23 protein-coding genes and 1 riboswitch are annotated in these 22,913 nt (G+C 42.6%); of the genes, 10 read left to right on the top strand and 13 right to left on the bottom strand.

Going from position 1 to position 22,913, the window contains the following annotated elements; genetic code table 11:
- The first annotated feature begins 417 nt into the window (after positions 1 to 417).
- The 3 genes from ACOFKR_RS05770 (at position 418) to ACOFKR_RS05760 (ending at position 2,894) form a co-directional block, all read left to right on the top strand.
- A complete protein-coding gene (locus ACOFKR_RS05770; RefSeq protein WP_419803067.1) occupies positions 418 to 2,250 on the top strand; it encodes a glycoside hydrolase family 2 protein in 1,833 nt (610 codons plus the stop codon).
- 72 nt (positions 2,251 to 2,322) lie between these two features.
- Positions 2,323 to 2,571 (top strand): AbrB/MazE/SpoVT family DNA-binding domain-containing protein, encoded by a 249-nt coding sequence (locus ACOFKR_RS05765; protein ID WP_419803066.1) that lies wholly within the window; start codon positions 2,323 to 2,325, stop codon positions 2,569 to 2,571.
- A complete protein-coding gene (locus ACOFKR_RS05760; protein WP_419803065.1) occupies positions 2,565 to 2,894 on the top strand; it encodes a type II toxin-antitoxin system PemK/MazF family toxin in 330 nt (109 codons plus the stop codon). Before ACOFKR_RS05765 ends, ACOFKR_RS05760 begins: the two co-directional genes overlap by 7 nt.
- A 13-nt stretch (positions 2,895 to 2,907) precedes the next feature.
- Here the strand turns inward: ACOFKR_RS05760 and ACOFKR_RS05755 are convergent, their stop codons facing one another.
- Entirely contained in the window at positions 2,908 to 4,125 is a 1,218-nt protein-coding gene (locus ACOFKR_RS05755; RefSeq protein ID WP_419803064.1) for an NAD(P)/FAD-dependent oxidoreductase, read from the bottom strand.
- On the opposite strand from ACOFKR_RS05755, the gene ACOFKR_RS05750 reads away from it, so the two are divergent.
- Positions 4,124 to 4,708 carry an NADH-quinone oxidoreductase subunit A gene (locus tag ACOFKR_RS05750; protein WP_419803063.1) on the top strand — a complete coding sequence of 195 codons (585 nt, stop codon included), beginning with the start codon at positions 4,124 to 4,126 and terminating at the stop codon, positions 4,706 to 4,708. The two genes, ACOFKR_RS05755 and ACOFKR_RS05750, sit on opposite strands and share 2 nt — an antisense overlap.
- A gap of 2 nt (positions 4,709 to 4,710) precedes the next feature.
- Positions 4,711 to 5,205, top strand: a complete 495-nt coding sequence (locus tag ACOFKR_RS05745) for an NADH-quinone oxidoreductase subunit B (protein ID WP_419803062.1) — start codon at positions 4,711 to 4,713, stop codon at positions 5,203 to 5,205.
- Positions 5,206 to 5,402: 197 nt separating this feature from the next.
- Here ACOFKR_RS05745 and ACOFKR_RS05740 read toward each other — a convergent pair whose 3' ends face one another.
- Positions 5,403 to 5,843 (bottom strand): hypothetical protein, encoded by a 441-nt coding sequence (locus ACOFKR_RS05740; RefSeq protein WP_419803061.1) that lies wholly within the window; start codon positions 5,841 to 5,843, stop codon positions 5,403 to 5,405.
- 61 nt (positions 5,844 to 5,904) lie between these two features.
- Between ACOFKR_RS05740 and ACOFKR_RS05735 the strand changes: the two genes are divergently transcribed.
- A complete protein-coding gene (locus ACOFKR_RS05735) occupies positions 5,905 to 6,141 on the top strand; it encodes a VF530 family DNA-binding protein (protein ID WP_419803060.1) in 237 nt (78 codons plus the stop codon).
- Positions 6,142 to 6,163: 22 nt separating this feature from the next.
- Here ACOFKR_RS05735 and ACOFKR_RS05730 read toward each other — a convergent pair whose 3' ends face one another.
- The 4 genes from ACOFKR_RS05730 to ACOFKR_RS05715 all read right to left on the bottom strand — a co-directional run bounded on the left by ACOFKR_RS05730 (position 6,164) and on the right by ACOFKR_RS05715 (position 11,166).
- Positions 6,164 to 7,462 carry a DEAD/DEAH box helicase gene (locus ACOFKR_RS05730; RefSeq protein ID WP_419803059.1) on the bottom strand — a complete coding sequence of 433 codons (1,299 nt, stop codon included), beginning with the start codon at positions 7,460 to 7,462 and terminating at the stop codon, positions 6,164 to 6,166.
- A 344-nt stretch (positions 7,463 to 7,806) separates the two neighbouring features.
- Complete coding sequence (locus tag ACOFKR_RS05725) at positions 7,807 to 8,388, bottom strand: DUF6580 family putative transport protein (protein WP_419803058.1); 582 nt, start codon at positions 8,386 to 8,388, stop codon at positions 7,807 to 7,809.
- A 34-nt stretch (positions 8,389 to 8,422) separates the two neighbouring features.
- Positions 8,423 to 10,288 carry a TonB-dependent receptor plug domain-containing protein gene (locus ACOFKR_RS05720; protein WP_419803057.1) on the bottom strand — a complete coding sequence of 622 codons (1,866 nt, stop codon included), beginning with the start codon at positions 10,286 to 10,288 and terminating at the stop codon, positions 8,423 to 8,425.
- Between the two features lie 111 nt (positions 10,289 to 10,399).
- A riboswitch (cobalamin riboswitch) is annotated at positions 10,400 to 10,595 on the bottom strand.
- Between the two features lie 349 nt (positions 10,596 to 10,944).
- Entirely contained in the window at positions 10,945 to 11,166 is a 222-nt protein-coding gene (locus ACOFKR_RS05715; RefSeq protein WP_419803056.1) for a hypothetical protein, read from the bottom strand.
- Between the two features lie 163 nt (positions 11,167 to 11,329).
- Here ACOFKR_RS05715 and ACOFKR_RS05710 point away from each other — a divergent pair, with 163 nt between their 5' ends.
- Positions 11,330 to 12,523: a serine hydrolase gene (locus ACOFKR_RS05710; RefSeq protein ID WP_419803055.1), complete on the top strand. Its 1,194-nt coding sequence runs from the start codon at positions 11,330 to 11,332 to the stop codon at positions 12,521 to 12,523.
- 8 nt (positions 12,524 to 12,531) lie between these two features.
- Here the strand turns inward: ACOFKR_RS05710 and ACOFKR_RS05705 are convergent, their stop codons facing one another.
- Positions 12,532 to 13,857: a flavin monoamine oxidase family protein gene (locus ACOFKR_RS05705; RefSeq protein ID WP_419803622.1), complete on the bottom strand. Its 1,326-nt coding sequence runs from the start codon at positions 13,855 to 13,857 to the stop codon at positions 12,532 to 12,534.
- 113 nt (positions 13,858 to 13,970) lie between these two features.
- Between ACOFKR_RS05705 and ACOFKR_RS05700 the strand changes: the two genes are divergently transcribed.
- Entirely contained in the window at positions 13,971 to 14,549 is a 579-nt protein-coding gene (locus tag ACOFKR_RS05700; protein WP_419803054.1) for a YdeI/OmpD-associated family protein, read from the top strand.
- 171 nt (positions 14,550 to 14,720) lie between these two features.
- Here ACOFKR_RS05700 and ACOFKR_RS05695 read toward each other — a convergent pair whose 3' ends face one another.
- The 5 genes from ACOFKR_RS05695 to ACOFKR_RS05675 all read right to left on the bottom strand — a co-directional run bounded on the left by ACOFKR_RS05695 (position 14,721) and on the right by ACOFKR_RS05675 (position 19,546).
- Positions 14,721 to 14,831, bottom strand: a complete 111-nt coding sequence (locus ACOFKR_RS05695; protein WP_419803621.1) for a type II toxin-antitoxin system YoeB family toxin — start codon at positions 14,829 to 14,831, stop codon at positions 14,721 to 14,723.
- Between the two features lie 237 nt (positions 14,832 to 15,068).
- Positions 15,069 to 15,272, bottom strand: a complete 204-nt coding sequence (locus tag ACOFKR_RS05690; protein ID WP_419803053.1) for a DUF2683 family protein — start codon at positions 15,270 to 15,272, stop codon at positions 15,069 to 15,071.
- Between the two features lie 24 nt (positions 15,273 to 15,296).
- Positions 15,297 to 16,544 carry a glutamate-5-semialdehyde dehydrogenase gene (locus ACOFKR_RS05685; RefSeq protein ID WP_419803052.1) on the bottom strand — a complete coding sequence of 416 codons (1,248 nt, stop codon included), beginning with the start codon at positions 16,542 to 16,544 and terminating at the stop codon, positions 15,297 to 15,299.
- Positions 16,545 to 16,837: 293 nt separating this feature from the next.
- Positions 16,838 to 17,872 carry a glutamate 5-kinase gene (gene proB, locus ACOFKR_RS05680; RefSeq protein ID WP_419803051.1) on the bottom strand — a complete coding sequence of 345 codons (1,035 nt, stop codon included), beginning with the start codon at positions 17,870 to 17,872 and terminating at the stop codon, positions 16,838 to 16,840.
- Between the two features lie 12 nt (positions 17,873 to 17,884).
- Entirely contained in the window at positions 17,885 to 19,546 is a 1,662-nt protein-coding gene (locus ACOFKR_RS05675) for a M28 family metallopeptidase (protein ID WP_419803050.1), read from the bottom strand.
- A gap of 164 nt (positions 19,547 to 19,710) precedes the next feature.
- Between ACOFKR_RS05675 and ACOFKR_RS05670 the strand changes: the two genes are divergently transcribed.
- Complete coding sequence (locus tag ACOFKR_RS05670) at positions 19,711 to 20,136, top strand: c-type cytochrome (RefSeq protein WP_419803049.1); 426 nt, start codon at positions 19,711 to 19,713, stop codon at positions 20,134 to 20,136.
- An 84-nt stretch (positions 20,137 to 20,220) separates the two neighbouring features.
- Here ACOFKR_RS05670 and ACOFKR_RS05665 read toward each other — a convergent pair whose 3' ends face one another.
- A complete protein-coding gene (locus tag ACOFKR_RS05665; protein WP_419803048.1) occupies positions 20,221 to 21,108 on the bottom strand; it encodes a DMT family transporter in 888 nt (295 codons plus the stop codon).
- A 161-nt stretch (positions 21,109 to 21,269) separates the two neighbouring features.
- On the opposite strand from ACOFKR_RS05665, the gene ACOFKR_RS05660 reads away from it, so the two are divergent.
- On the top strand, positions 21,270 to 22,898 hold the full coding sequence (locus ACOFKR_RS05660) for an ABC-F family ATP-binding cassette domain-containing protein (protein WP_419803047.1): 1,629 nt from the start codon (positions 21,270 to 21,272) through the stop codon (positions 22,896 to 22,898).
- The last annotated feature ends 15 nt before the right edge of the window (positions 22,899 to 22,913 follow it).

Here is a 22,913-nt window from a genome sequence, read left to right as displayed (position 1 = left end):
ATCTTGTTTAAAAAACAGGTTTTTAAAACGGGTGTCATCAGAAAGAAAACCAAATTTAGGGTGATAAAAGAAGCACCAAACCAATAAAATTCATTTTCTTTGCCGAAACAGATAAACGAAATTTCAACCGGCGATGTTTGGGCTAAGTTCCAAAATCAGTTTCCGGTATTATCAGCATTACCTAAAATGTCAGCTTCCGTTTGCAATTATTTTACCCAAAACTTCTTACCTGCAAACCACGTAACTGTTTATCGGCCAGCATCAGCTAAAAAATTTTAACACAACGATAAATTTTAAACTATTTGCTGAAACTTGCCCTAACCTATTGTCCGTATAATAATTATCTGCCTAAAAACAGTATTACCCAAAAAGTAGCTTTTCTGAACACTACAAATTAAACATCACCCTGATTATATTATGAGTTTTGAACTGAACAGGCCGAATTATGGTTCTTCTGTTGTTAGCCTTGAAGATACCGATACTTTAGATTATATCAATCCGCTGCCGCGTGCCGTAATCCGCCCAAATTCTTTTACGCTTTTGGATGGCGAATGGAAGTTTGCGCTGGACCAAGACGATCGTGGCGTGCAGGAAAACTGGCAAGTTAGTCATGTTTATGATGATATGGCGCACTGGCCGGGCAGCGTAGAGCAGCAAATGGCCAAAGAGCACCCAGCCGAAAAAAGCTGGGAAAACAAAATTGTGGTTTGGTACGAGCGCGAGTTTGAGCGGCCGGTGCAAAGCAATGGCCCGGGCATGCCGCCATCCATTGTTCAGCTTACTTTTGGTGCCTGCGGATATGAAACCCAGGTTTGGCTGAATGGACTGCCGCTGCAAACCATTGAAGGCGAACTGGTGCACGCAGGTGAATACACGTCTTTTTCTTACGAACTGGAGGAAGGTACTTTGCAGGATATGAACCGCTTAACCGTACGTATTGCCGATACCAAAGATGCCGATACCACGCGCGGCAAGCAGGAATCATCAGTTTACAAACGCGGCGGTATCTGGTACCAAACTTATACCGGTGCGGTGCGCAGCATCTGGCTTGAATCTGTAGAGCGGAACCGTTTGCGTTCCCGGGTTGGCGTGGTAAGTATGGTTGAGGAAAAAATGGTCCGCTTAAACCTGACAACACGCATCCACGATCCCGGTGCTTATACCATCAAGCTGCAAGTTTTTAACAAACATCCCGATCAGGCCGAACCGATTGCCACAGATGAATATCAGCTTTTGCTGGAAGCCGGACAGAAAGAGCAACGTGTGGTGATGCAAATCCCGGACGCAAAACTGTGGTCGCCGGAATCGCCAACGCGTTATCGTTTGGTTGCGCAACTGATTGACCAGAACGGTTATATTGCGGAAATTGAAACCAGCTTCGGGCTGCGTAAAATCGAATCGCGCGGCTGCTGCATCTACCTAAACGATGAAGCGGTTTATTTAGATGGCATTTTGTACCAGCCGGGCGGTGCCACTTATGAAGAAATTAAGCAGCACATGCACGCCATGAAAGCTTTGGGCTGCAACCTGGTGCGGATACATATTGCCGGGGTTGATCCGCGGATTTATAACCTGGCCGATAAATTAGGGCTTCTTTTATGGGTGGAAGTTCCGAGCCCGCACTCTTCCAACGCCAAAAGCCGCGCCAACCATCGGGCAGAATTGCTGCGGATGCTGGCTTTGATCGGCACACATCCGTCTGTAATTATCTGGAGTTTGTACAACGAGGATTGGGGCGCGCAAGACATCGCCATAAACCCGGAAACGCGACAGTATATTATGGATATGTACCATTTTATGAAACTGGCCGAGCCGCAGTTTCTGGTGGTGGACAACGATGGCTGGCAACACATCAGCTATCAGGGACGGTTAAAATCTGATTTGCTGACGGCACATTTATACACGCCTGATTTGCACCGCTGGGGCGAATTGCTGGACCAGTTGGCCGGCGGACAAATGAATGGTGTAGCTGCAAATCCTCTTGTGGTTGGCGATCCGTTCTTTTTCCGCAAACAGGTTCCGTTATTGGTGAGTGAGTGGGGCGGTTTCGGCTTTTCGGATTATGGCGGCCCGCAAAGTGACGACGAGCGCACACAGCAAATCCGATTATACAAAGAAGAACTGCGCAAACGCCCGATTGCCGGTGATGTTTACACGCAAGCCACGGATATTGAGGATGAAGTAAACGGCTTGCTCACCGCTTCCGGCGAGTTGAAAGTGCCGGCCGGTTTGCTTAATTCGAGAGCGTAAAAGAAGCATTATAAAAGTTATAACATTTATATATATTTGCTTTGTAAAAAATATATTTCAGTTATAACTTTTATGAAAGCCAACATTATAAACATTGGTAACAGCCAGGGCATTATTCTTCCGGCGGTGTTGTTACGAAAATTGAATCTGTCGCTCAAATCAACCGTACAGATTAAGATTGACAATGGTGTAATCGTCATTAAACCGGAACCGCGACAAGGTTGGGCAGAAGCTGCAAAGCAAATGCACGCTGCGAGCGATGATGAGCTTTTGTTAGGAGATTTCCCAACCGAATTTGACAAGGAGGAATGGACATGGTAAAAGAAATCCGGCAATATGAAATTTACTGGATTTCTTTAGATCCTACCATTGGCAGCGAGATGGCAAAAATGAGACCATGCGTGGTAATTAGTCCTGATGAAATGAATCAGTTTTTGCGGACTTTTCTTATTATACCAGTCACTTCTACCCTGAAAAATTATCCTTGGCGAATCAATTGTGTTGTTTCCGGCCGCAATGGTTCTTTGGCTACCGATCAAATAAAAGTGGTTGACAATTCCCGTTTTGGTGTAAAAATCGGGATATTAAATAACGAGGAAATAAGTGCCTTAAAAGAAGTAATCCAAAAAATGTTGGTTGATTAACCAGTTTAAAATCCTACAAACCCTGCGCAATCACAAAACCACTTGCCCAGGCCCACTGGAAATTATAGCCGCCCAGCCAGCCCGTAACATCCACGCATTCGCCGCCGAAAAACAGGCCGGGCACATTTTTAGCTTCTAAAGTTTTCGAGGAAAGTTCCCAGGTAGAAACGCCGCCGCGCATTACTTCGGCTTTGTCATAACCTTTATCACCGGCAGGTTTTGTTTTAAAATGATGGATCAGTTGCTCCGTTTTCTGCAGATCAGCTTTACTTAACGAAGCAAGGTTTTTTTCTAACGGTAAAAACAGCATCAGTGCTTCAGCAAATTTGCGGGTATATAAACCGGAAAGCAATGTCAACATTTGTTTTTTGCCGTTCAATTGCCGCTCTGCTTCAATCAATCCCAAGATGTTTTTCTGCGGAAGCAAATCAATTTCAATCGCCAGGCCAGGTTTCCAATACGAGGAAATTTGCAAAATTGCAGGTCCGCTCAAGCCCCAGTGGGTAAACAAAATATTTTCTTCAAAGCTGGTTTCGCCGCAAATAACCTTACAAAAAACCGAACTTCCGGAAAGCTGCCCGTACCATTGCTGCTCTTTCCCGGTTATGGTGAGCGGCACCAAAGCCGGGGCAGTTTGCGTGATTTGTAAACCAAATTGTCGCGCAATTTTCAACCCAAAATCTGTTGCACCAATTTTGGCAATTGGCAGGCCACCGGTAGCAATCACCACTTTTGAAGTTTGGATGATTTCTTCTTTTCCGTTTTGTAAGTAACTGATTTCAAAGCCAATACTGTTTTTATCGATACTTTTTACGGTTGCCTCACAGCGGATTTCCTGGCCTGTATCGGCACACAGATCGGTAAACATTTTCACAATATCTTTCGCTTTATTATTCTCCGGGAACAGCTGTCCTAAAGTTTTTTCTTTTCCATGGATACCGCCGTAAACCTCAAAAAAACTGATCGTATCTGCTACCGTAAATTGCGAAAACGCTGATTTACAGAAGTGTGCATTCTCCGAAATAAACTGATGCGCCGAAGTGTTCAGGTTGGTATAATTGCACCTGCCGCCGCCGCTGATGATAATTTTAGCACCAGGCGAACTGTTTTTTTCAAGGATTAAAGTCCGTTTTCCAAGCAGTCCGGCCTGCGCCGCGCACATTAATCCGCAGGCACCGCCGCCGATGATGACTGCATCATAATCCGTGTGTTTTGTTAAATTTGTGGCCATGCAACAATCGCAAATATCAGAATTTGGCAAGATATTAGTCTTCCTGATTTCGGGTTTCGCCATTACGGGCGGGATGCTGGCGTTGAACAAACTCATCGCCCCAAACAAACCGAACCCGGAAAAACTGAAATCTTATGAATGCGGCGAAGAACCAATAGGCTCGTCATGGGTGCAGCTCAATTCCCGCTTTTATGTGATCGCGCTGATTTTTTTGTTGTTTGATGTAGAAATGGTGTTTATTTTTCCGTGGTCAACCGTTTTTGGCAGCCACGAACTGATTGCTCAGGACGAACGCTGGGGCTGGTTTGGCCTGATCGAAATGTTCGTTTTCATGGGGATTTTGATCCTTGGATTGGTTTACGTTTGGGCGAAAGGTGATTTACAATGGATCAAAACCAAAATTGTAACTCCGGAAGTTGACGTAAAAATCCCGCTTTCTGTTTATAACCGGATCAACGAGATAAAATATACGGTAAAACCTTTCTCCGGAGAAACTGAAACCGAAAATATACCGGTAAAAGAAGCATCGGAACCGGCAGCAACTGTACGCAAACCGATGTTCAAACCAAAATTTAAAGCTTGAAAATGAGTGCAGGAAAAACGATGGACAGCGGCAGCGTTATGATTACCAAGCTGGATGATTTGATGAACTGGTCGCGCCTGTCATCTATCTGGCCCATGACTTTTGGTATTGCCTGCTGCGCGATAGAAATGATGGGCGCGTACGCATCTACTTATGATTTAGATCGTTACGGCGTTTTCCCGCGAACTTCCCCGCGTCAGTCCGATGTGATCATCATCGCCGGAACGGTAACTTTTAAAATGGCCGAACGCATTAAACGTTTGTACGAACAGATGCCCGAACCGCGCTATGTGATCTCGATGGGTTCATGCTCCAACTGCGGCGGCCCGTACTGGGAACATGGTTACCACGTGGTAAAAGGTGTCGACCGGATTATCCCCGTAGATGTTTATGTGCAAGGTTGCCCGCCACGGCCGGAAGCTTTAATCGGCGGAATTTTAGAACTACAAAAAAAGATCGAAAAAGAAACTTTGATGAAGGAAATGATTGCCGGATAAGGTTTTTTATTTTGCAGACGTAAAGGTAACAAACTAAGAAGGTAGCTACCTAGGTGCGGTGGGCTGAATGCCGCCCGGAGGCGATCCGGCATTCTTGATTTTTGGTTCTTTTGATCAAGCAAAAGAACGGACAAGGAAAAAACTATGGGTCGCTTTGAAGAAGATATCTTCCTTCGGGTCGAGACGACAAACCAACTTTATCTTTTAAACGCCTTCATTACGCCGGCCGCCGCCGATCCGCCCAACGTGTACCACAAAACCGTCAGCACTTTTGTTTCCAAAGTCCGGTCTGTGGGCGCATTGTTTAAGCCCATTTTTTTAGGGGCGAAAACACCGGCAACACCAGCCGACATACTCAGTATCAAAGCCCTTTTTAGCAGATTTTTCGGTTTTCCGGCAGCGATCAAACTGTAAAAAGCCGTATTGCTGATGATATCGCCTGCCAGCGTCCATTTGTATAATTCGTCCCGGTTTTTGGGTAGTGGCAGGTTGGCCGATTTTAATATTTTCAATAGGGCTTCCTCTCCTATCAAATGGATTTTCGGCGCATCTTTATCAATTTGGCGGTAAGTTTCATGCAGCAGGTTCAAGGTAAGGGCACCGGCCAATCCTCCGGCTAAAACTGTGGTTAATTTCATGATTTGTAAATTATTTTAAGCTGATTTTGTTTGAAAGCCGGATGCGATTACTTTTGCGCCGATGGAAAACCAGGCAAACAACCCGCTTCATGGCAAAACATTAGAATCAATTTTAAAGGAATTAGTTGAAGCTTTTGGCTGGCCGGAACTGGGTTTGCGCATCCGCATTAAATGTTTTACAGCTGACCCAAGCATCAAATCAAGCCTGGTTTTTTTGCGGAAAACAGATTGGGCGCGCAAAAAGGTAGAAGATTTGTATATCAGTTTCAACAGGAAAAAATCAGGCCAAAACCGTTGATGCTGTTTTTATCCACCTAAAATCAGTGCTTGCGTTTGTTGTTCATTTTGGCTTTTTCGCCCGAACTAAAATTGAAAGTTTTGGCGTTGGAAGCTTTTTTTTCGTGAAAAGCTGCGCCTGGCCCCGAAACATGGCTTTTGGTTTTGACTGTTTTTTTTTCTGCGGATTCCGGTTTGTGTTCTTTTTCGATCAACAGTTCTTCCGGCAAAGCTGCAACCGGGATTTTTTGTCCGATGGCGTGTTCAATTTTCCGGACCGCATTCAGCTCTAAATCTGTAGCAAAAGTTACCGCCAGCGTTTCCCGGTTTTCCTGCGGGGAAGGATTGATCACACGATCCACAAAAGCTTTGGTCTCCAACGGAAGCTCAAAATGAACGATAAACGGAATGCAGGAAAGATCGGTCAGCACGTTGTTCTCATTTGCCACAATCAAAATCCGCGTGGATGAAGCTTCAAACTGATAAACATCCGGAAAACCCGGCGTATCAAAAAACTGCGGATTGAGCAACGCCGTTTCTAACTGCATCTGTTTTTGCATGTTTTTGTACAAATTTTCGGCCGTAAAAACAGTGTTCACAAACACCACCACTTTGGTAAACAGTTCGGCATCCTGCAAAAACATGTACAACAAATTGATTTTTGTACGAAAATTTGGCAATTGATACAGCAACTGATCGTAGGTAACCAGCGGTATTTCGCCCAGCTCTTCCACTTCTACCACGGCAGGTAGTTGCATAAATGGATCGGTCATTTTCAGCAGTTTATCATGCAGCACTTCCGTAAAAACCAGGTGCTGGGCTTTGTCGATGCTGTTGGCCAGTTCGGCAACGGGCAATTGCAAACCCTGCTTAATAATCTGGTCGGCATCGTCCACAATCAGCAGTTCCACTTTGTTCAAATTTAACGCTAATTTTAAGTAGATGGCGCGCGCACGATCAGGCGTGGCCACTACAATATCTGCACCATCGGCCAGCGCGTCTAACTGCGCTTCCATGCCCGGGGCCGGATACAAAGCCACAATTTGCCTTGATTTATTGCTGTTGAACAACGCAAAAGCCTCGGTAATGGCCATCACTTTTTCCCTGCTGTTGGTTAAAATCAATACACGCGGCGCATCGCCAAAACCTTGTTTGATTTTGCTTAAAACCGATAAAATATAAGTTGTGGTTTTGCCGCAGCCTTCAGGGCCAACAACGATCAAATCCTGACCGCCAGCAATGCGCGCCAACGTTTTAGCCTGAATTTCTTTGGGTTGGGTGAAGCCAAGTTCGTTGGCAATGCGCAAAACAGGTTTGCTGAGCCGGAGTTTTTCTGCCCACATGGGTTGATGGTTGTTTTTGAACGGGCGAAGTTACAATTTTTGCAGATGCTTCTTTTACCGGTATTTTTTCAAGATGTTTTGCCAAGTTTTAGAAAAAATCCTACCTCGAAAATGATCGATCAGATGGCAAAGCACGCAACATTTCTGCAACTGTTTTTATGCCTGTAAAAACAGTATGAGCCAAAAAAAAGCGATGAGGTTTTCTTTCTTCATCGCTTTATGTTAAATCAGATTTTGTTTTGGGCGTGCCCCTTCGGGTCGGGCTTTACGTTCCAAGTCCTCGCTGCGCTGCGGGCTTTCCACTGCAATCCCTCACGCGAGAGCTGCACTAATCGGCTACCTTTCTAATTCAGCACTAAATGTGTTTGCTTTTTCAAACCCGGGAATTTCATTTTTGCCAATTCAAATCCGCCAAACAAAATAAAACCATAAACCAGGTTGCCCAGCAGCAAACTGCGCTCAAAAGGAATGGCGGCGTACAACGATTGAAAATAACCAATGCTTCTTTTATCGTATAAATTTCCGTATAGCCACGGATCAATGTCCGTCAGCAGCCAATGCACAACAACCGCCGCAAGCGAAGCCAGGATTACATTGGCAAAACTGATTTTAACAATTTTTGTACCGATGTAAACCATTGCCGCAAAGCTGAGATAAACCCAAACTGCGCTGCCATAAAACCATACAAATTTGTGGAAATACAGATAATTGATCAGCAGATCACTCAAAAACAGGATAACCAGCGGCACCAGATAAGCCTTTTTTTTATCGGTAAAATAAGCACCGCCAAAAAGCGCGACCGCACCAACCGGTGTAAAATTGGCCCAGGTAAGCTGATTGTCCAAATGGACAAAACGCATGGCCGCAGCCAAAACGATCATCAAAATCAGTACGCCGTTGCGGATGTTGAATTTATCTAAAGACATGTAATGCTTCTTTTATCACACAAAAATACGATTCTTAATTAAAGCTGAAACTTACGCCAGCATTGAAATTGGTTCCCATGGTATTGTAACCGTAAATTTCCTGGTAACGTTTATTGAGGATGTTTTTCACATCTGCAAAAACCTTTATGCGGCCATTAATTCCGTATTGCGCATAAGCATCCAACAATTGGTAGGCTGGCAGCGTAACATTTGTTGGATAATTATAATCGCCACGCTGGCCATAACTGCGAAAATTCGCGCTTACGTACAATTTGCCCGTTGCCTGAACAGCCGCTGTTAAACCAAAAGATTGTTTAGGGCGGCGCAGCAAACCGTAAGTGCTGACACCGTTTCTGATTGCTGTTCCATCCACAAAACTGTAAAAACCGTTAAAACTCAACTTTTTGTATTTATAGGACGGTTCGATTTCCAATCCCTGGTCGTTTTGCCGGTCGAAATTGGTATAACCATTTGTTAAATAGACAATTGCATCGCGCAATTTTCTGCGGAAAAGGGAAACGCGCAAATTGAAACTATTGTCTAAAAATGCGGTACTAAAACCAGCTTCGTAATTGATGGATTTCTGCGGTTTCAAATCCGAATTTGCACCGTAAGGACCGAATAATTCGGTTAATAAAGGCGCTTTAAAAGCACTGGAAACCGTTCCGAAAAAAATCAGTTTGTCTTGTAGCAAATTAATAGACGGCGTTAAATCAAACGTAAAATTATGGCCGTAACGGTTGTGGTCGTTGTATCTACCGCCACCTTCTAAATTTAAAAAACCACCAATTTTATTGGCCGAAAGCGAACCATAAGCCGCAAATAAATTAGCGTCCGGTGTAACATTTGCCGCTCCGATCTGCTTAATCTGCGTATAACGGTTATCAACACCTAAAAGCAATTTAATCTGATCGGTAAAATCATGGTTATAATACAGATCAACCAAATGCAAACGCCCAATGTTGGACGATGGATAAGCTGATTCATAAGATGCAGAACTTCCGGTGTAGCCATAATTCAGGTTAAGCCGGTTTCGGTTATTTAGCTGATATTGTGAAGTTAGTCCAGCGTTGTAAAAACGGTTCAAACTTTGATTATTGGCATCGGCAAAAGCACCGTTATCATATTTATAGGAACCGGAAGTGAAGCGAAAAAACGGACTGATGCGCAAACCCCTTGCTGCTTCCACAGAAAAATTGGCGTTTAAAGCGGATTGGTTAAAGCCGTCTTTGTCAAAAGTTCCGGTATTGTTTTTATCGGCTGCTTCGCTGATGCCGTCTGTTTGGTTATGCGTGTAACTCACATTGTACGAAAACTTACCTTCTGATCCGTTAAAACCGACATTTTGCTTTTGCGAACCATAACTTCCGCCGGTTAAAGTTCCGTAAACGCCAATTCCTTCCGGACCGCCTTTTTTGGTGATGATGTTGATGACACCAGCAACCGCATCGGAACCATATAATGTTGATTGTCCGCCTTTTATAATCTCAATCCGTTCAATCTGACTGATCGGGAACAAACGGATATCGAAAGCACCGCCGCTTGAAGAAGGATCGCCAACCAGCACGCCATCAACCAGCGTAACCACAAAACCGCTTGCCGCGCCGCGGATGAAAATACTTTTGTTAAGGCCCGGATTACTGTTTGCCCCAGCCACGGTAACACCGGCCTGTTCGTTCAAAACCTGTGCTAAGGATTTGCCTTCGCTGCGCGCGATCTGATCTGCGGTAATCACGGTGATGACTTTACCGGTTTGCAACTGTTTCTGATCGGTTTTTGTGGCCGAAACAACCACATCTTTTAAAACCCTGGAAGAATCCTGGGCGAAGGTTGACGTGCTGCCCAACACAGAAAACGCAAGCGCAAAGCCTGCGGTGTTTTTGTAAAAATCTTTTTTCATTTTTTGTTGTGAAGATGAAACGATCCCACAGCAAACCGAAAAATTGACCAATAAAATGAAAATACACCCGTAAAAAGAGCATTCACATTCCAGCTTCAATCCCCGAAAGCCATGAATTTATTCGCGAAAGGCAGGTCTTCTGGCTTGCTCCCCTTTACTGCGCCTTCCCGTTTTGGTTACCCAAAATAGTGGCATAAAAACAGCATCAGTTGATAGAGCTCACAGCTGCGGGACAGCTCCGGTTTTGCACCGGATTCCCTTTTAATCCCGGTTGTTGAGGCCGGGAACCAATTGCGGCGCAAAGGTAGGATTTGGATTGGAATTTGGAAATAGAAAATCGATAACTTCGAAAATTACTGTACTTCCCTATTTAACTTTGATGAATCCTGACGATTGTCAAATATATTTACAACTACTATTTTGCCTGAAGTAAACCTAAAATACAACGTTGTTTGTTTTGTAATTATGCATTTATACAAGCCGGGTTTTATAGAAGATTGCGGAAAGATTTCCGGCTGATTTTAAATTATTTCAATATTTCGATCAAGCTTTTTAACAAAATCCAATTTGACTTTTGAAGATCAGTTTTTCATTAAAAAATCGAATAGTTTTGTAATTTGTCCTCGGCGCAAGCTTAGAAATAATCACATTTCTGCTCATAGCCGATGTTTTGCCATTAATATTTCATAATCTACTGTTTCACCTTTTTCAATTTCCAAATCAGCCTTGTCAATTTCCTCTTGTTGGTCAGTGGATAAATCGTTCCAGAAATCCTGTCGCTCACGCTCAAAAATTTGTTTAACAGATTGTATAACATGCTCTTTATCTGTACTTAGCAACAATTTCGCCAGCTTTATTTTTTCTGTTTGAATATCCATTTTCAACTATCCTTAATCAAAAATACAAATACTAACGGTATTTCAAGTTATATAAGATTTACCAACAACAAAATTAGTATCTTGTAAATTAATCATAATAAATATGATGCTTCGTTTATCCACCTTTTTTATACTTCTCGCTTTGCAAACTTCCGCACAAAAAATGGACACTGTTTTTCTTGAAAAACTGCTTCAGTCCAAACCGGAATTGTTCGGGAAAATCCTGAACCATCCAAGTAAAAACGAAGTCCAGATTTTATACACGCAGATAGACCGTGATGAACATAACATTCCACATTTCCGTTCGTACAGCTTCAACCTCAACCCAAAACGTTATTTCTATCCGGCCAGTACGGTGAAACTGCCAGCCGTTATTTTTGCTTTGGAGAAATGCAACCAACTTAAAATTAAGGGCATAAAAGAAGCATCGATGCAAACCGACAGCGCTTTTGCCGGCCAAACAAAAGTAAGCGTTGATACTTCCGCAGAAAACGGATTGCCAAGCATAGAAAACTACATCAAAAAGATTTTATTAGTGAGTGATAACGATGCTTTTAACCGTTTGTATGAATTTGTTGGAAGAGAAGAAATCAATCAGAAATTAAAAAAGTATGGATTAAATCGTACGCGTATTATTTCGAGATTAGCCGTTGGTGATGGCGGCGAAAATGCAAAACATACTAATCCGATTGAATTTTTTATCGGTAAAAACAGCATTTACAAACAAGTTGCCCAATTTGATCCGAAAGATTATACGATGAAATTGGACAACATGTTGCAGGGAAAAGGTTACTTGGACAATAACGATCAATTGGTAAATGAACCTTTTGATTTTCGGGAGAAAAACGTATTTATGATTTCAGATCAACAGGAAGTTTTAAAGCGTTTGTTGTTCCCCGAAGTCTATCCAAGTTTAATGCAATTTCAACTTAAAAAAGAAGATTATGATTTGATTTACAAGTATATGAGCATGTATCCGACAGAAAGTGTTCATCCAAAATATAACGGACCTGAATATTGGCCAACGTTCTGTAAGTTTTTGTTTTATGGATCTGAAAAAGATACAATTTTAAATCCAAACATCAGGATTTTTAACAAGATCGGCGATTCTTACGGGTACAATATTGACAATGCTTATATCGCAGATTTTAAAAACAAAGTTGAATTTTTGCTGACCGCAGTTGTACAGTCCAACGAAAACGGAATTTACAATGATAACAAATATGAATACGAAACCGTAACGTTGCCTTTTTTAAAAAACTTAGGACAAGTAATTTATCAACAGGAATTAAGCCGACAAAAACAGCATTTGCCTGATCTGAAAAAGTTTAGGTTTGATTACAAGTCCCGAAATTGAACTTATGTTTATTTTCTAAAATCTAAAATTTCGTTTGCTGTTTCCAAACCAGAAATCAATGCCGCTTCCACCGTTCCCAATTGTTCGCCATCAAACAAAGTTTCACCAGCAAAATAAATAGTTTTGCTAATTGGTTTTTTTAAAACTTTCAAAGCTGATTGCGTTTGCAAAGTTGCATAACTGTAAGAACCGCGCGTAAACGGATCGGTTGTCCAATTATAAACTTTGGCCGAAACCATTTTTTGCCTGATAAAAGAAGCATCCAAGTTAAAAATAGAAGCAAGTGATAAAACACAATCTATTAAAATTTCATCATCATTTTGATGTTGAATTTCATCTTTCGGACTGCCGCCGAGCCATCCGGTCAGTACGTTGTTTCTCTGCGGGGTTTGCGCCCACCAGGTTGGTATTTTTTCTTCGGAGAAAAGAAACTGTAAATTTTCCAAGCCTTTTTCCTCCCAAAAAGGTTCCGAAAATTCAATCAGGATTTTGATGATCGCGCCGAAACCCATGTCTGCGGCAGCTTTTCTTTGTTCTGGTAAATCAGGAACGAATTGGATCGCACCTTCTAAACTTGGACTACAATTCAACACACCAAGTGGAACCGTAACCACCAATTTTGTACCGATAAAAACAGCATTACTTGTGGTAACTACTTCTACAAAACCTTCATGCCAGTTTACTTGTTTTACAATTGAACCAAGCACAATTTCGCTACCAAAACTTTTAATTTGACTGGCCATAAAATCCATCAATTGGATATATCCGCCCGCAATCCGGTACTGTGTTTCTTCTTCGTGGCCGCCCAGCCATTCGTCCCGCAGGGAAAACAAACTTACACACTCAGGATCGGCCGTATCGTAACCTTTGGCAAACTGAATGATGGATCTTCGCAAACCGGCATATTTTTCTCCGTGGAAGTTTTGCTGCAAAAATCCGTCAAGCGACTGATCTGTTTTAACTTCTTTCAGAGCTTTTTCAAAGTTGTCCCAATGCTCCATAAAAAATTCAGATTGTTTAATTTCGCCATTTTTACCCTGATAATTTTTCCCGGAAACCGTTTCATATTTAATATTTGCTTCTTTTAACAGCTTTAACGTAAGCGGCAGTTCGCCATGGACGAATTCTGCGCCCAACTCAATTGGTTGTGTAAAATCTTGTCCGGAAAAAGTATAGCAACGGCCGCCGATGCGGTTCCGGGCTTCTAAAATCGTTACTTTTTGACCAGCTTTGGAAAGTTGACGAGCGGTAAATAAACCGGCTGCACCGGCACCGATGATAATGGTATCTGAAAAATCCATGGTTTTATAACACGGAATTTGGCATTTGGTGATACTTCTTTTAGCAGGTTATTTTTACTAAAATTGATACTTTTTAGGAATTTTTATAATTTCAGGAAACGCTGTATTTTTTTAACCGATTTAATCCATCTTCAACGATAATCAGCATGAACCCTAAAGTTGATTTTTATTTCACAAAAGCCAAAAAATGGCAGCAGGAACTGATGCAGTTACGAACAATTGCATTGAATTGCGGCCTGACCGAAGAATTAAAGTGGGGCGTTCCGTGCTACACTTTAGCAAAAAGCAACATCATTTTAATACATGCTTTTAAAGATTACTGTGCATTTTTATTTTTTAAAGGGGCTTTGCTGCAAGACGAGCATAAAATCCTGATCCGGCAAACCGAAAATGTGCAGGCAGCGCGCCAAATCCGGTTTACTAATTTGAACGAAATTATTGAGCTTGAACCTGTTGTAAAAGCCTACATTTTTGAAGCTATTGAAGCAGAAAGAACCGGTTTAAAAGTAGAAATGAAAAAAACCAGCGAGTTTGTTGTGGCCAAAGAATTTCAGCTAAAACTAAATGAAAATAATGCCCTAAAAGAAGCATTTGAAGCCTTGACGCCCGGCCGGCAAAAAGCTTATTATCTTTATTTTGCCGCAGCAAAACAAGCCAAAACCCGGGCAGCACGTGTTGAAAAGTGCACGGCGTTAATTTTTGAGGGGAAAGGTTTGGATGACTGATACTTATAAAAGAATTAGTTGAACTTATTTACGTGCAGAAAGCACCAATTTCACGAGGAAGCATTGACATAAACGGCAGCGGCATCCACATGATTTAAAAAGATTCCAAAACTGATAAAAAAGGAAATTTATCTGTAATGTCCTCGCAATGAATAAATGATAATCAAGTTTTTATCCATGGCATAAATCATTCGATGTTGACCATTTACCGGAATATTGATGTTTTAATTGTTCTGGCTTACCAATTCCTTCAAAGGAGTTTTCTTTTACTTCAATTAACAGCTTCTCAATTTACGAACAACTTGGATTTGCCCACTTTTATTAAAAAACTTAGAGCCTGTTTAAAATTTATCTGCGAAAAAACCTTATGCTTCTTTTACCTAATAAAAATTGGTATTTCCATCAATTTTAATCAATCGAAAACCAAGTGTTTGCCATTTTTAGGGTGATAAAAGAAGCATAGAAAATGTATTGAACAAAATTTAAACAGGCTCATAATATCGTCTTTAGCAACATCAGTTAGCTCAAGTTCCATATATCGGCAGGTTGAATTTTTGTGGTTCTGCCTGCTTTAACATCATCTTCTGCTTGTTGCATTTTGTCAATAAAAGTTTGACTATAAGTTTTTTCTTCTTTTTGAAATCTAATTTTCATAGCCTTCATAAAAGCTTTTAAAGCTTTAAGCTGCTCTTTATTTTCAGGTTGTACAATAAGGGTTTCCATATTCAAATTTAACAAATTAATTCTTCACCGCACCTGCCCGTCCCCCCGCACAATCCACTTCTCGGTAACCAATTTCTCCAAAGCAAACGGGCCGCGGGCATGTAGTTTTTGGGTAGAAATTCCAATCTCGGCACCCAGACCAAACTCGCCGCCATCGGTAAAACGGGTGGAAGCATTGATGTAAACGGCGGCGGCATCAACATCGTTCAAAAAGTTTTCACACAAGTTTGGATCTTGGGAAATGATCGCTTCGGAATGTTTGGAAGAATATTTTTCAATGTGTTCCAACGCTTCTTCATAACCTGAAACAACTTTTACCGAACATTTAAAATCCAAAAACTCACGACCGAAATCTTCTGGCTGTGCTTTTTGCAAGTATGGATAATTACTGTTTTTAAGGATGGAAAACGCACGTTCATCTGCAAAAATTTCTACTTGAAACTGTTGCAATTGTGATGCTGTTTTTACCAGTAGTTTTTCGGCAATTCCTTCATCAACTAAAATTGTGTCCAAAGCATTACAAACCGACGGTCGCGATACTTTTGCATTTACAACAATTGCAGCGGCTTTATCCAAGTCAGCCGTTTTTTCAACATACGTATGACAAACGCCAGCACCGGTTTCTATCACCGGGACTTTGGCGTTATCACGCACATATTCAATCAGTTGCTGCGAACCTCTTGGAATAATTACATCAATGTATTTTACGGCCGTCAGCATTTCCTGGATAAATTTCCGGTCAGTTGGCAGCAACTGCACAATGTTTTGATCCAAACCGAAATCTTCCAAAACTTTTCTAATCAACGACACCAAAAAAACATTGGTAAAAGAAGCATCGGTGCCACCGCGCAGCACGTAAACATTGCCCGAACGGATGCATAGTGCGGCCACGTCGATCGTAACGTTTGGCCTTGATTCGTAAATAATACCCACAACGCCAAGCGGAACGGTTTTTTTTTGAATAAATAAACCATTGGGCAAGGTTTTTTCGGACAGAATGATATTTGTTGGATCGGTCAAAAGGGAAACATCCAGCACACTTTCTACTAATGCATTGATGCGGTTTTCATTCAAAAGCAAGCGGTCTTTTTTTGGGTCAGTATCGTCCATCCGCTCCAGATCCTTCTGGTTTTCCAGGATGATTTCCCGGGTTGTAGCTTTGATTTGATAAGCTAATTTTTCCAGCAAAAGCTTTTTTTCAGGATCAGAAAGTTTGCTGATGGAGTGCTTGGCTTTGGTAGTATTTTGGAGAAGGGTTTGGATGTTTTGCATGATCATGTTGGTGTTTAAGCAAACCTGCAGTTGCTTGGCTGTACGTTCTTTTGTCTTGATACAAAAGAACCAAAAAATCAAGAATGCCGAATCGCCTCCGGGCGGCATTCAGCCCTGTGCTCCTGAGTGGCTACCTTTTATTGGAAACAAAATTGATAAAAAATTATCATCATAAAAGTATCCGATAAAACGGTCTGCGCTATGGCGCGGAAAGGCTGGCAAAACGCCGGGAGGGATCGGGTTTGTCTTGAATTTTTGGTTTTTTTTATTCAAGCAAAAAGAACGTAAGAACACTACAACAGCACAATCTCATCTGCATGTGCCACAATTAGTTTTTCTGTTTTTTGATGGAGATGGATTTCTTCGGAAGCAACTTTTGCCCGTGCCATGGCAATAGCGTGGTTTTGCTCGTCCAAAATCTCGAACACTTCGTTTACCACAAATTTTTCAATGATTTGCAAAATTCCCACGGCCAATAAACTGCTGCCTTTTTGCAGGGCTTTTACAGCACCGGCATCAACCTGTAACCTTCCGGTAACCAAACTACCGCTGGCCAGCCATTTTTTGCGCGCCGAAATCGTACATTTCTGTGGTAAACAAAGCGTTCCGGTTTTCCCCTCAATGGCGTTCAGGATTCCGTCTTCCGTTCGTATTCCAAAAATCATGACCTTAATTCCCATTTGCGTGGCCAGGCGCGCAAAGGTGAGTTTGGATACCATCCCGCCCAAACCTAAAGTGGATTTTTCTTTACTGGCGATGGAAAGAACCAATTTATCTGTCATGTCAAGCTGCGGGATTACCTTTCCGGCTTCGTCCAAAACGCCAGGAACCGAAGTGCTGAACAACAACAACGACGCACCAAAACCCACGGCAATCAGCGTGGCCAGTTCATCATTGTCAGAAAACTTCAGTTCCAGATCGCTCACTACATCGTTTTCATTGGCAACCGGAATGATGTTGTTCGCCCACAATTCCTCATAAGTTTTTTTGAGCTGCAAAAACTGTTTCCGGTCAGAAAAATGCCTCCGCTCGCACAAACTCTGCGCAATGCTGATTTTATAGGGATAAAAACAGTATGCATATCTGCCCAGAAGCAGCGGATTGCCAACAGCCGCGGCAGCTTTGCGTTCACTGATTTTGCCACTGTAATTTTTGATGAAATGTTTGCCCGCACCAACCGCGCCGGACGAAACCAGCACCACATTGTATTGCCGGTGCAGTTCTGCCACCTGCCGGGCTATTTCTGCCAGCACTTTTTCGTCCGGTTCACCGTTTTTTTGGGTGATGGAAGCCGTGCCAAATTTGATGACGAGAATCGGTTTTGTCAAAATTTCGCTGCTTTACTTGGATGCCATTGATTTTTCCCTGATCGCTTTAAACTCAGATCCGGTTTTCCATTTCGGAAAATAAGCTTCGTTGGCTAAAGTGGTCCCTACATCAAATAAAAGCCGTACATCTTCCACCATTCCGGAAAAAACCCAGGTTTTGGCATCATATTCATCAAACGGCGAATGATAGCGGTTTTTGGTAAAATCTGCGGCTTTGGCTTTTCCCCAGGCTTTGCCATGGCCGATGGCATCCACACCAGACTCCGGATATAAAGACGGTACGCCTACTTTGGCAAAATTAAAATGATCGGAACGGTAATATCCGCCGCCGGAAGGGTCAGGTTCTGGCGTGATGACACGGCCTTGTTTGGCGGCGGCACGTTTGGCGTAGTCATCCATTTCTGATTGTCCGTAACCCACCACAATTAAATCTTTGGTACGGCTAAAATTGTTCAGCACATCCATGTTAATGTCCGCAACGGTTTCTTTCAGGGGAACTAACGGATGCGTGCCATAATATTCTGAACCGAGCAAACCCTGTTCCTCAGAAGTTAAAGATAAAAACAATATGGAGCGTTCCGGCCTGGTTTTGAGTTTGGAAAAAGCTTCGGCCAGCGTTAGCAATCCGGCCGTTCCGGTGGCATTATCCGCTGCACCGTTATAGATCGAATCGCCGCGGATCGCTTCCCCGATACCAAAATGATCCCAATGTGCCGAATAAATCAGGTACTCATGTGCACGTTTTGTTCCGGGCAAAATTGCGGCAACATTATGCGAAGTTGATTTTTTAATGCTGATGTTCAGCGTTAAACTGGCGTCCAAACCTAAGCTAAAACCTTTAAAACCGCGCTTTTTGGCTACTTTTAAAACGTCCTCGGAAACACCGGCGAGTTTAAACAATTTGTGCGTTGATTCCTGGGTGAGCCAGCCTTCCAGCAGCGCGCGCGATTTGCCGTTATCTGTCGTTTGCAAATATAATTTTGATTTTGAGCCGCTGTTGCGCACCACCGCCCACGGATAACTTGCAGGTGCCGTATCGTGGATTATCAATAAAGCTGCTGCGCCTTGCCGCGCTGCTTCTTCATATTTGTACGTCCAGCGGCCGTAATACGTCATGTTTTTACCTCTAAAAAGTTTGGCATCGTAAAAACCCGGATCATTTACCATCACCACAACCGTTTTGCCTTTTACGTTCAGCCCGGCGTAATCATTCCAATTGTATTCGGGTGCCACAATGCCAAATCCGGCAAAAATAATTTCAGAATTATTAACCTGCACTTGGTTTTGCACATGGCGCGTGGTGGCGGTAAAATCCTCCAGCGGGGTTAAACTCAATGTGCCGTTTTTACCTTTGATCAGCAACGGACCGGCAGCTTTAGAGGCAATGTCCACCATCGGCACGTCCTGAAAATAGCTGCTGCCATTGCCCGGTTTTAAGCCCATCTGCTTAAATTGTTCCTGCAGATAATTGATGGTTTTGGTTTCGCCGGCGGTGAAAGGTTTTCGGCCCATAAAATCATCGGATGCCAAAACCTCAATGCGTTTGCCCAGGCTGTTGGCGTTGATGGTTTTGACCGCAGCAGAATCCGCAACCGGTTTTGAATTTTGACTATACAAGTTTTTGACCGGTAAAAACAGTATGCCTGTGGCAAGCAAAGAAACAAAAGCTTTCATGGCAGCAATTATAGGATATTCTAAATTTTTACGTGCATAAATTTATAAGCAATGCTGTTTTTATCAACCTAATTTAGGCTGATTAATATTTTAAGTTGATATTTTTGTTACATGACAAAAACCTGACGATAATTCCCTAATTTGCTTCACCAAAAAAACACTACATGTTTAAGCCGAAAATTTTAATTTTTACCTTGTTTATCGCTGCCGTAGCGGCTATGGGCGCCACAGCGGATTATCAGCAAGCCGCGCCGCCTGCGCCAAAAAACTTAAAAGTGCTGCCAAAAAACATCAGTCATGAGGAATTGGACCATGTGATGGACGGGTGGAAAACCGCGCTCGGGGTGAAGTGTAATTTTTGCCATGCAGCATCAGACGATAACCCTAAAAAGCTAAATTTTGCCAGCGATGCCAAGCCCGAAAAAGAAATGGCGCGCAAAATGTACCTCATGGCAAATAAGATCAACAAAAAATATTTCCATACAAAAAAAGGTGAAAACGGTATGACAGCGATGGCGGCCATCAACTGCAATACCTGCCACCACGGCGAAGCACACCCGGAAATAAGCGAAGAAAAAATGATGAAGTAACAAAATCGCTTCAACCAAAAAAGCTTTGATTAACTGATGGGCGAAGCTTTTTTTGGCTGAATTTATACCGATAAAAGAAGCATCTCATTCAGCAGCAACAATCGTTGCGGCAACCATTTTTTTCTTCCTGGAGTACAGTAAACCGCTCACTACCAGCAAACTGCCAAGTACGCCATAAACGGTTATTTTTTCGTGAAGGATGATTACGGCCATCAGATAACCGAAAGCCGGTGTTACAAAAAGCCATAAACCGGCCTTGACAGAATCCCGCTGCAGCAAAATAAGCCACATGGCATAAGCAATGACGGACACCGGAAAGATGAGCCAGGCAATGCTCAGGAAAAAATTCAGGTCTGGGATGAGGAAATTATGGCCTCTGTTTAAAAAAACTATCGGTAAAAACAGTATGCCGCCCAGCGTAATCTGCCAGGTGTTTACTTCCATTTTTTTCAGGCTGAGGCCAGAGTTGGCGTAATAAATGCTGCCGCTCGATAAAGCGCAAATCCCGGCAATCAAAGCCAGCAAACCCGGCAAAGTGGCGTGGCTGTTGTACAGATTCGGGATAGCGGCCAAAACCAGCCCGGAAACAGAAACTACAACGCCGATGATCTCAAAAGAAGACAATTTGCGTTTGTAAAACAGTGCCGAAAACAGGATCAGCAATAATGGGTTCACAGCGGTTATCAAACTGATCAATCCGGCAGAAACATATTTTATTGCGATCAAATAGCCTGACATATAGATAGTTACATTGAGCACGCCCAAGATCAAAAGCTTTTTAAACTCTGTTTTGGTAGGCAACCGGCTGCTTTTCCGTTTAACAATATAATTGTAACTGAGCAATATCACGCTTACTGTCAGAAACCGGATCAGCGTTAATAAAAACAAATCGCAGGAATGAAAGGCAAACTTGGTGGCCACCGTTGCCGAAGACCAAAGCAGAGCAAACAACAAACCTTCGGCAATGTCCATACTGTTTTTATCGGGTAAATTTTGGCAAAGATAAAATTTTGGGATGGTTGCACAGCCCAAATTTTGACCGGTAAAAACAGCATCAATCTTCATCAAAAAACCTAATTTGAGTTCAATTTTCAGGCTGATAAGCCGTATCTTTGCAGCAAAATCAGTACAATATGATAACGGTATCCAACCTCTCGCTTCGTTACGGCAAACGCACGCTTTTTGAAGATGTCAACCTCAAATTTACGCAGGGCAACTGCTACGGCATCATCGGTGCAAACGGCGCGGGAAAATCTACTTTTTTAAAAATTTTATCTAAAGAGATCGATCCGACCAGCGGAACAGTTGGTTTTTCGCCGGGCGAGCGGATGGCCGTACTTAAGCAAAATCACTATGAGTTTGATGAATTTTCGGTGATTGAAACCGTGCTGATCGGCCACCAGGAAATGTATGCCGTGATGAAGGAAAAAGATGCCATTTACTTAAAAGAAGATTTTACCGATAAAGATGGCGAACGTGCCGGCGAACTGGAAAATTTGTTTGCCGAAATGGATGGCTGGAACGCTGAAAGTAACGCCGCCACTTTGCTGAGCAACTTGGGCATTAAAGAAGATTTGCATTATAAACAGCTGAAAGAACTGGACGGAAACCAGAAAGTACGCGTTTTGTTGGCACAGGCGTTGTTTGGCAATCCGGATATTTTGCTGCTGGATGAGCCGACCAACGATCTGGACATCAATACAATAGCCTGGCTGGAAGATTTTTTGGCAAGTTATGAAGCGATTGTTTTGGTGGTTTCGCATGACAGGCACTTTCTGGATACCGTTTGTACGCACATTGTGGATATTGATTTTGCAAAAATGACGATTTACACCGGTAATTATTCGTTCTGGTACGAATCCAGTCAGCTGGCATTGAAACAACGTTCTGATCAGAACAAAAAGACGGAAGACCGCGTGAAAGAACTGCAGGAATTTATTCGGCGTTTCAGTGCAAATGCTTCCAAATCCAAGCAGGCAACCAGCCGTAAAAAAGCTCTGGACAAGATTAATCTGGACGAGATTAAACCTTCCAACCGAAAATATCCGGCTATTTTGTTCAATAATCTGGGCAGGGAAGCAGGCGATCAAATCCTGCAGATTGAAAACCTGGGCAAAACTTTGCATGGCGAAGTGCTGTTTTCTGGCCTGAATTTAATGGTGAACAAAGGTGATAAAATTGCCGTACTTTCTCAAAACAGCCTGGCAACTTCGGCTTTTTACGATATTTTAACCGGTCGTGATACCGATTATTCCGGTAGTTTTAAGTGGGGGATTACCATTAAAACGGCAGATATACCGATTGATAACCAGGATTATTTTAAAGGAAAAGATGAAAACCTGATTGATTGGCTGCGCGATTATTCGGAAGGCGAAAAAGACGATCAGTTTATCCGTGGTTTTTTGGGCAGGATGCTGTTTTCGGGTGAGGAAGTGCTAAAAAAATCAACCGTGCTTTCCGGTGGCGAAAAAATGCGTTGTATGTTTTCACGGATGATGTTGCAGCACGCCAATGTTTTGCTGTTTGATGAACCGACCAATCACTTAGACCTGGAATCGATAACGGCTTTGAACAATGGCATGAAAGATTTCCGGGGAACCGTTTTGTTCACTTCACGCGACCATGAATTAACGCAAACCGTTGCCAACCGCATTGTAGAATTAACGCCCGGCGGAATGATTGACAAATTAATGGGCTACGATGAATTTATCAACAGCGATGCCGTTAAAAAACAACAGGAAGAAATGTACGCGATGGCTTAATTAAATTATAACCTG

It is taken from the genome of Mucilaginibacter sp. (genome assembly GCF_965201005.1).
GTDB lineage: Bacteria > Bacteroidota > Bacteroidia > Sphingobacteriales > Sphingobacteriaceae > Mucilaginibacter_A.
The sequence above is the reverse complement of the archived record's forward strand: the minus strand, read 5'-3'. Positions and strand labels throughout refer to the sequence as shown.

Coding starts and splice junctions, on each gene's coding strand:
- ACOFKR_RS05770 (WP_419803067.1), top strand. CDS start 418: ATGAGTTTTGAACTGAACAGGCCGAATTATGGTTCTTCTGTTGTTAGC.
- ACOFKR_RS05765 (WP_419803066.1), top strand. CDS start 2,323: ATGAAAGCCAACATTATAAACATTGGTAACAGCCAGGGCATTATTCTT.
- ACOFKR_RS05760 (WP_419803065.1), top strand. CDS start 2,565: ATGGTAAAAGAAATCCGGCAATATGAAATTTACTGGATTTCTTTAGAT.
- ACOFKR_RS05750 (WP_419803063.1), top strand. CDS start 4,124: ATGCAACAATCGCAAATATCAGAATTTGGCAAGATATTAGTCTTCCTG.
- ACOFKR_RS05755 (WP_419803064.1), bottom strand. CDS start 4,125: ATGGCCACAAATTTAACAAAACACACGGATTATGATGCAGTCATCATC.
- ACOFKR_RS05745 (WP_419803062.1), top strand. CDS start 4,711: ATGAGTGCAGGAAAAACGATGGACAGCGGCAGCGTTATGATTACCAAG.
- ACOFKR_RS05740 (WP_419803061.1), bottom strand. CDS start 5,843: ATGAAATTAACCACAGTTTTAGCCGGAGGATTGGCCGGTGCCCTTACC.
- ACOFKR_RS05735 (WP_419803060.1), top strand. CDS start 5,905: ATGGAAAACCAGGCAAACAACCCGCTTCATGGCAAAACATTAGAATCA.
- ACOFKR_RS05730 (WP_419803059.1), bottom strand. CDS start 7,462: ATGTGGGCAGAAAAACTCCGGCTCAGCAAACCTGTTTTGCGCATTGCC.
- ACOFKR_RS05725 (WP_419803058.1), bottom strand. CDS start 8,388: ATGTCTTTAGATAAATTCAACATCCGCAACGGCGTACTGATTTTGATG.
- ACOFKR_RS05720 (WP_419803057.1), bottom strand. CDS start 10,288: ATGAAAAAAGATTTTTACAAAAACACCGCAGGCTTTGCGCTTGCGTTT.
- ACOFKR_RS05715 (WP_419803056.1), bottom strand. CDS start 11,166: ATGGATATTCAAACAGAAAAAATAAAGCTGGCGAAATTGTTGCTAAGT.
- ACOFKR_RS05710 (WP_419803055.1), top strand. CDS start 11,330: ATGGACACTGTTTTTCTTGAAAAACTGCTTCAGTCCAAACCGGAATTG.
- ACOFKR_RS05700 (WP_419803054.1), top strand. CDS start 13,971: ATGAACCCTAAAGTTGATTTTTATTTCACAAAAGCCAAAAAATGGCAG.
- ACOFKR_RS05690 (WP_419803053.1), bottom strand. CDS start 15,272: ATGGAAACCCTTATTGTACAACCTGAAAATAAAGAGCAGCTTAAAGCT.
- ACOFKR_RS05685 (WP_419803052.1), bottom strand. CDS start 16,544: ATGCAAAACATCCAAACCCTTCTCCAAAATACTACCAAAGCCAAGCAC.
- ACOFKR_RS05675 (WP_419803050.1), bottom strand. CDS start 19,546: ATGAAAGCTTTTGTTTCTTTGCTTGCCACAGGCATACTGTTTTTACCG.
- ACOFKR_RS05670 (WP_419803049.1), top strand. CDS start 19,711: ATGTTTAAGCCGAAAATTTTAATTTTTACCTTGTTTATCGCTGCCGTA.
- ACOFKR_RS05665 (WP_419803048.1), bottom strand. CDS start 21,108: ATGGACATTGCCGAAGGTTTGTTGTTTGCTCTGCTTTGGTCTTCGGCA.
- ACOFKR_RS05660 (WP_419803047.1), top strand. CDS start 21,270: ATGATAACGGTATCCAACCTCTCGCTTCGTTACGGCAAACGCACGCTT.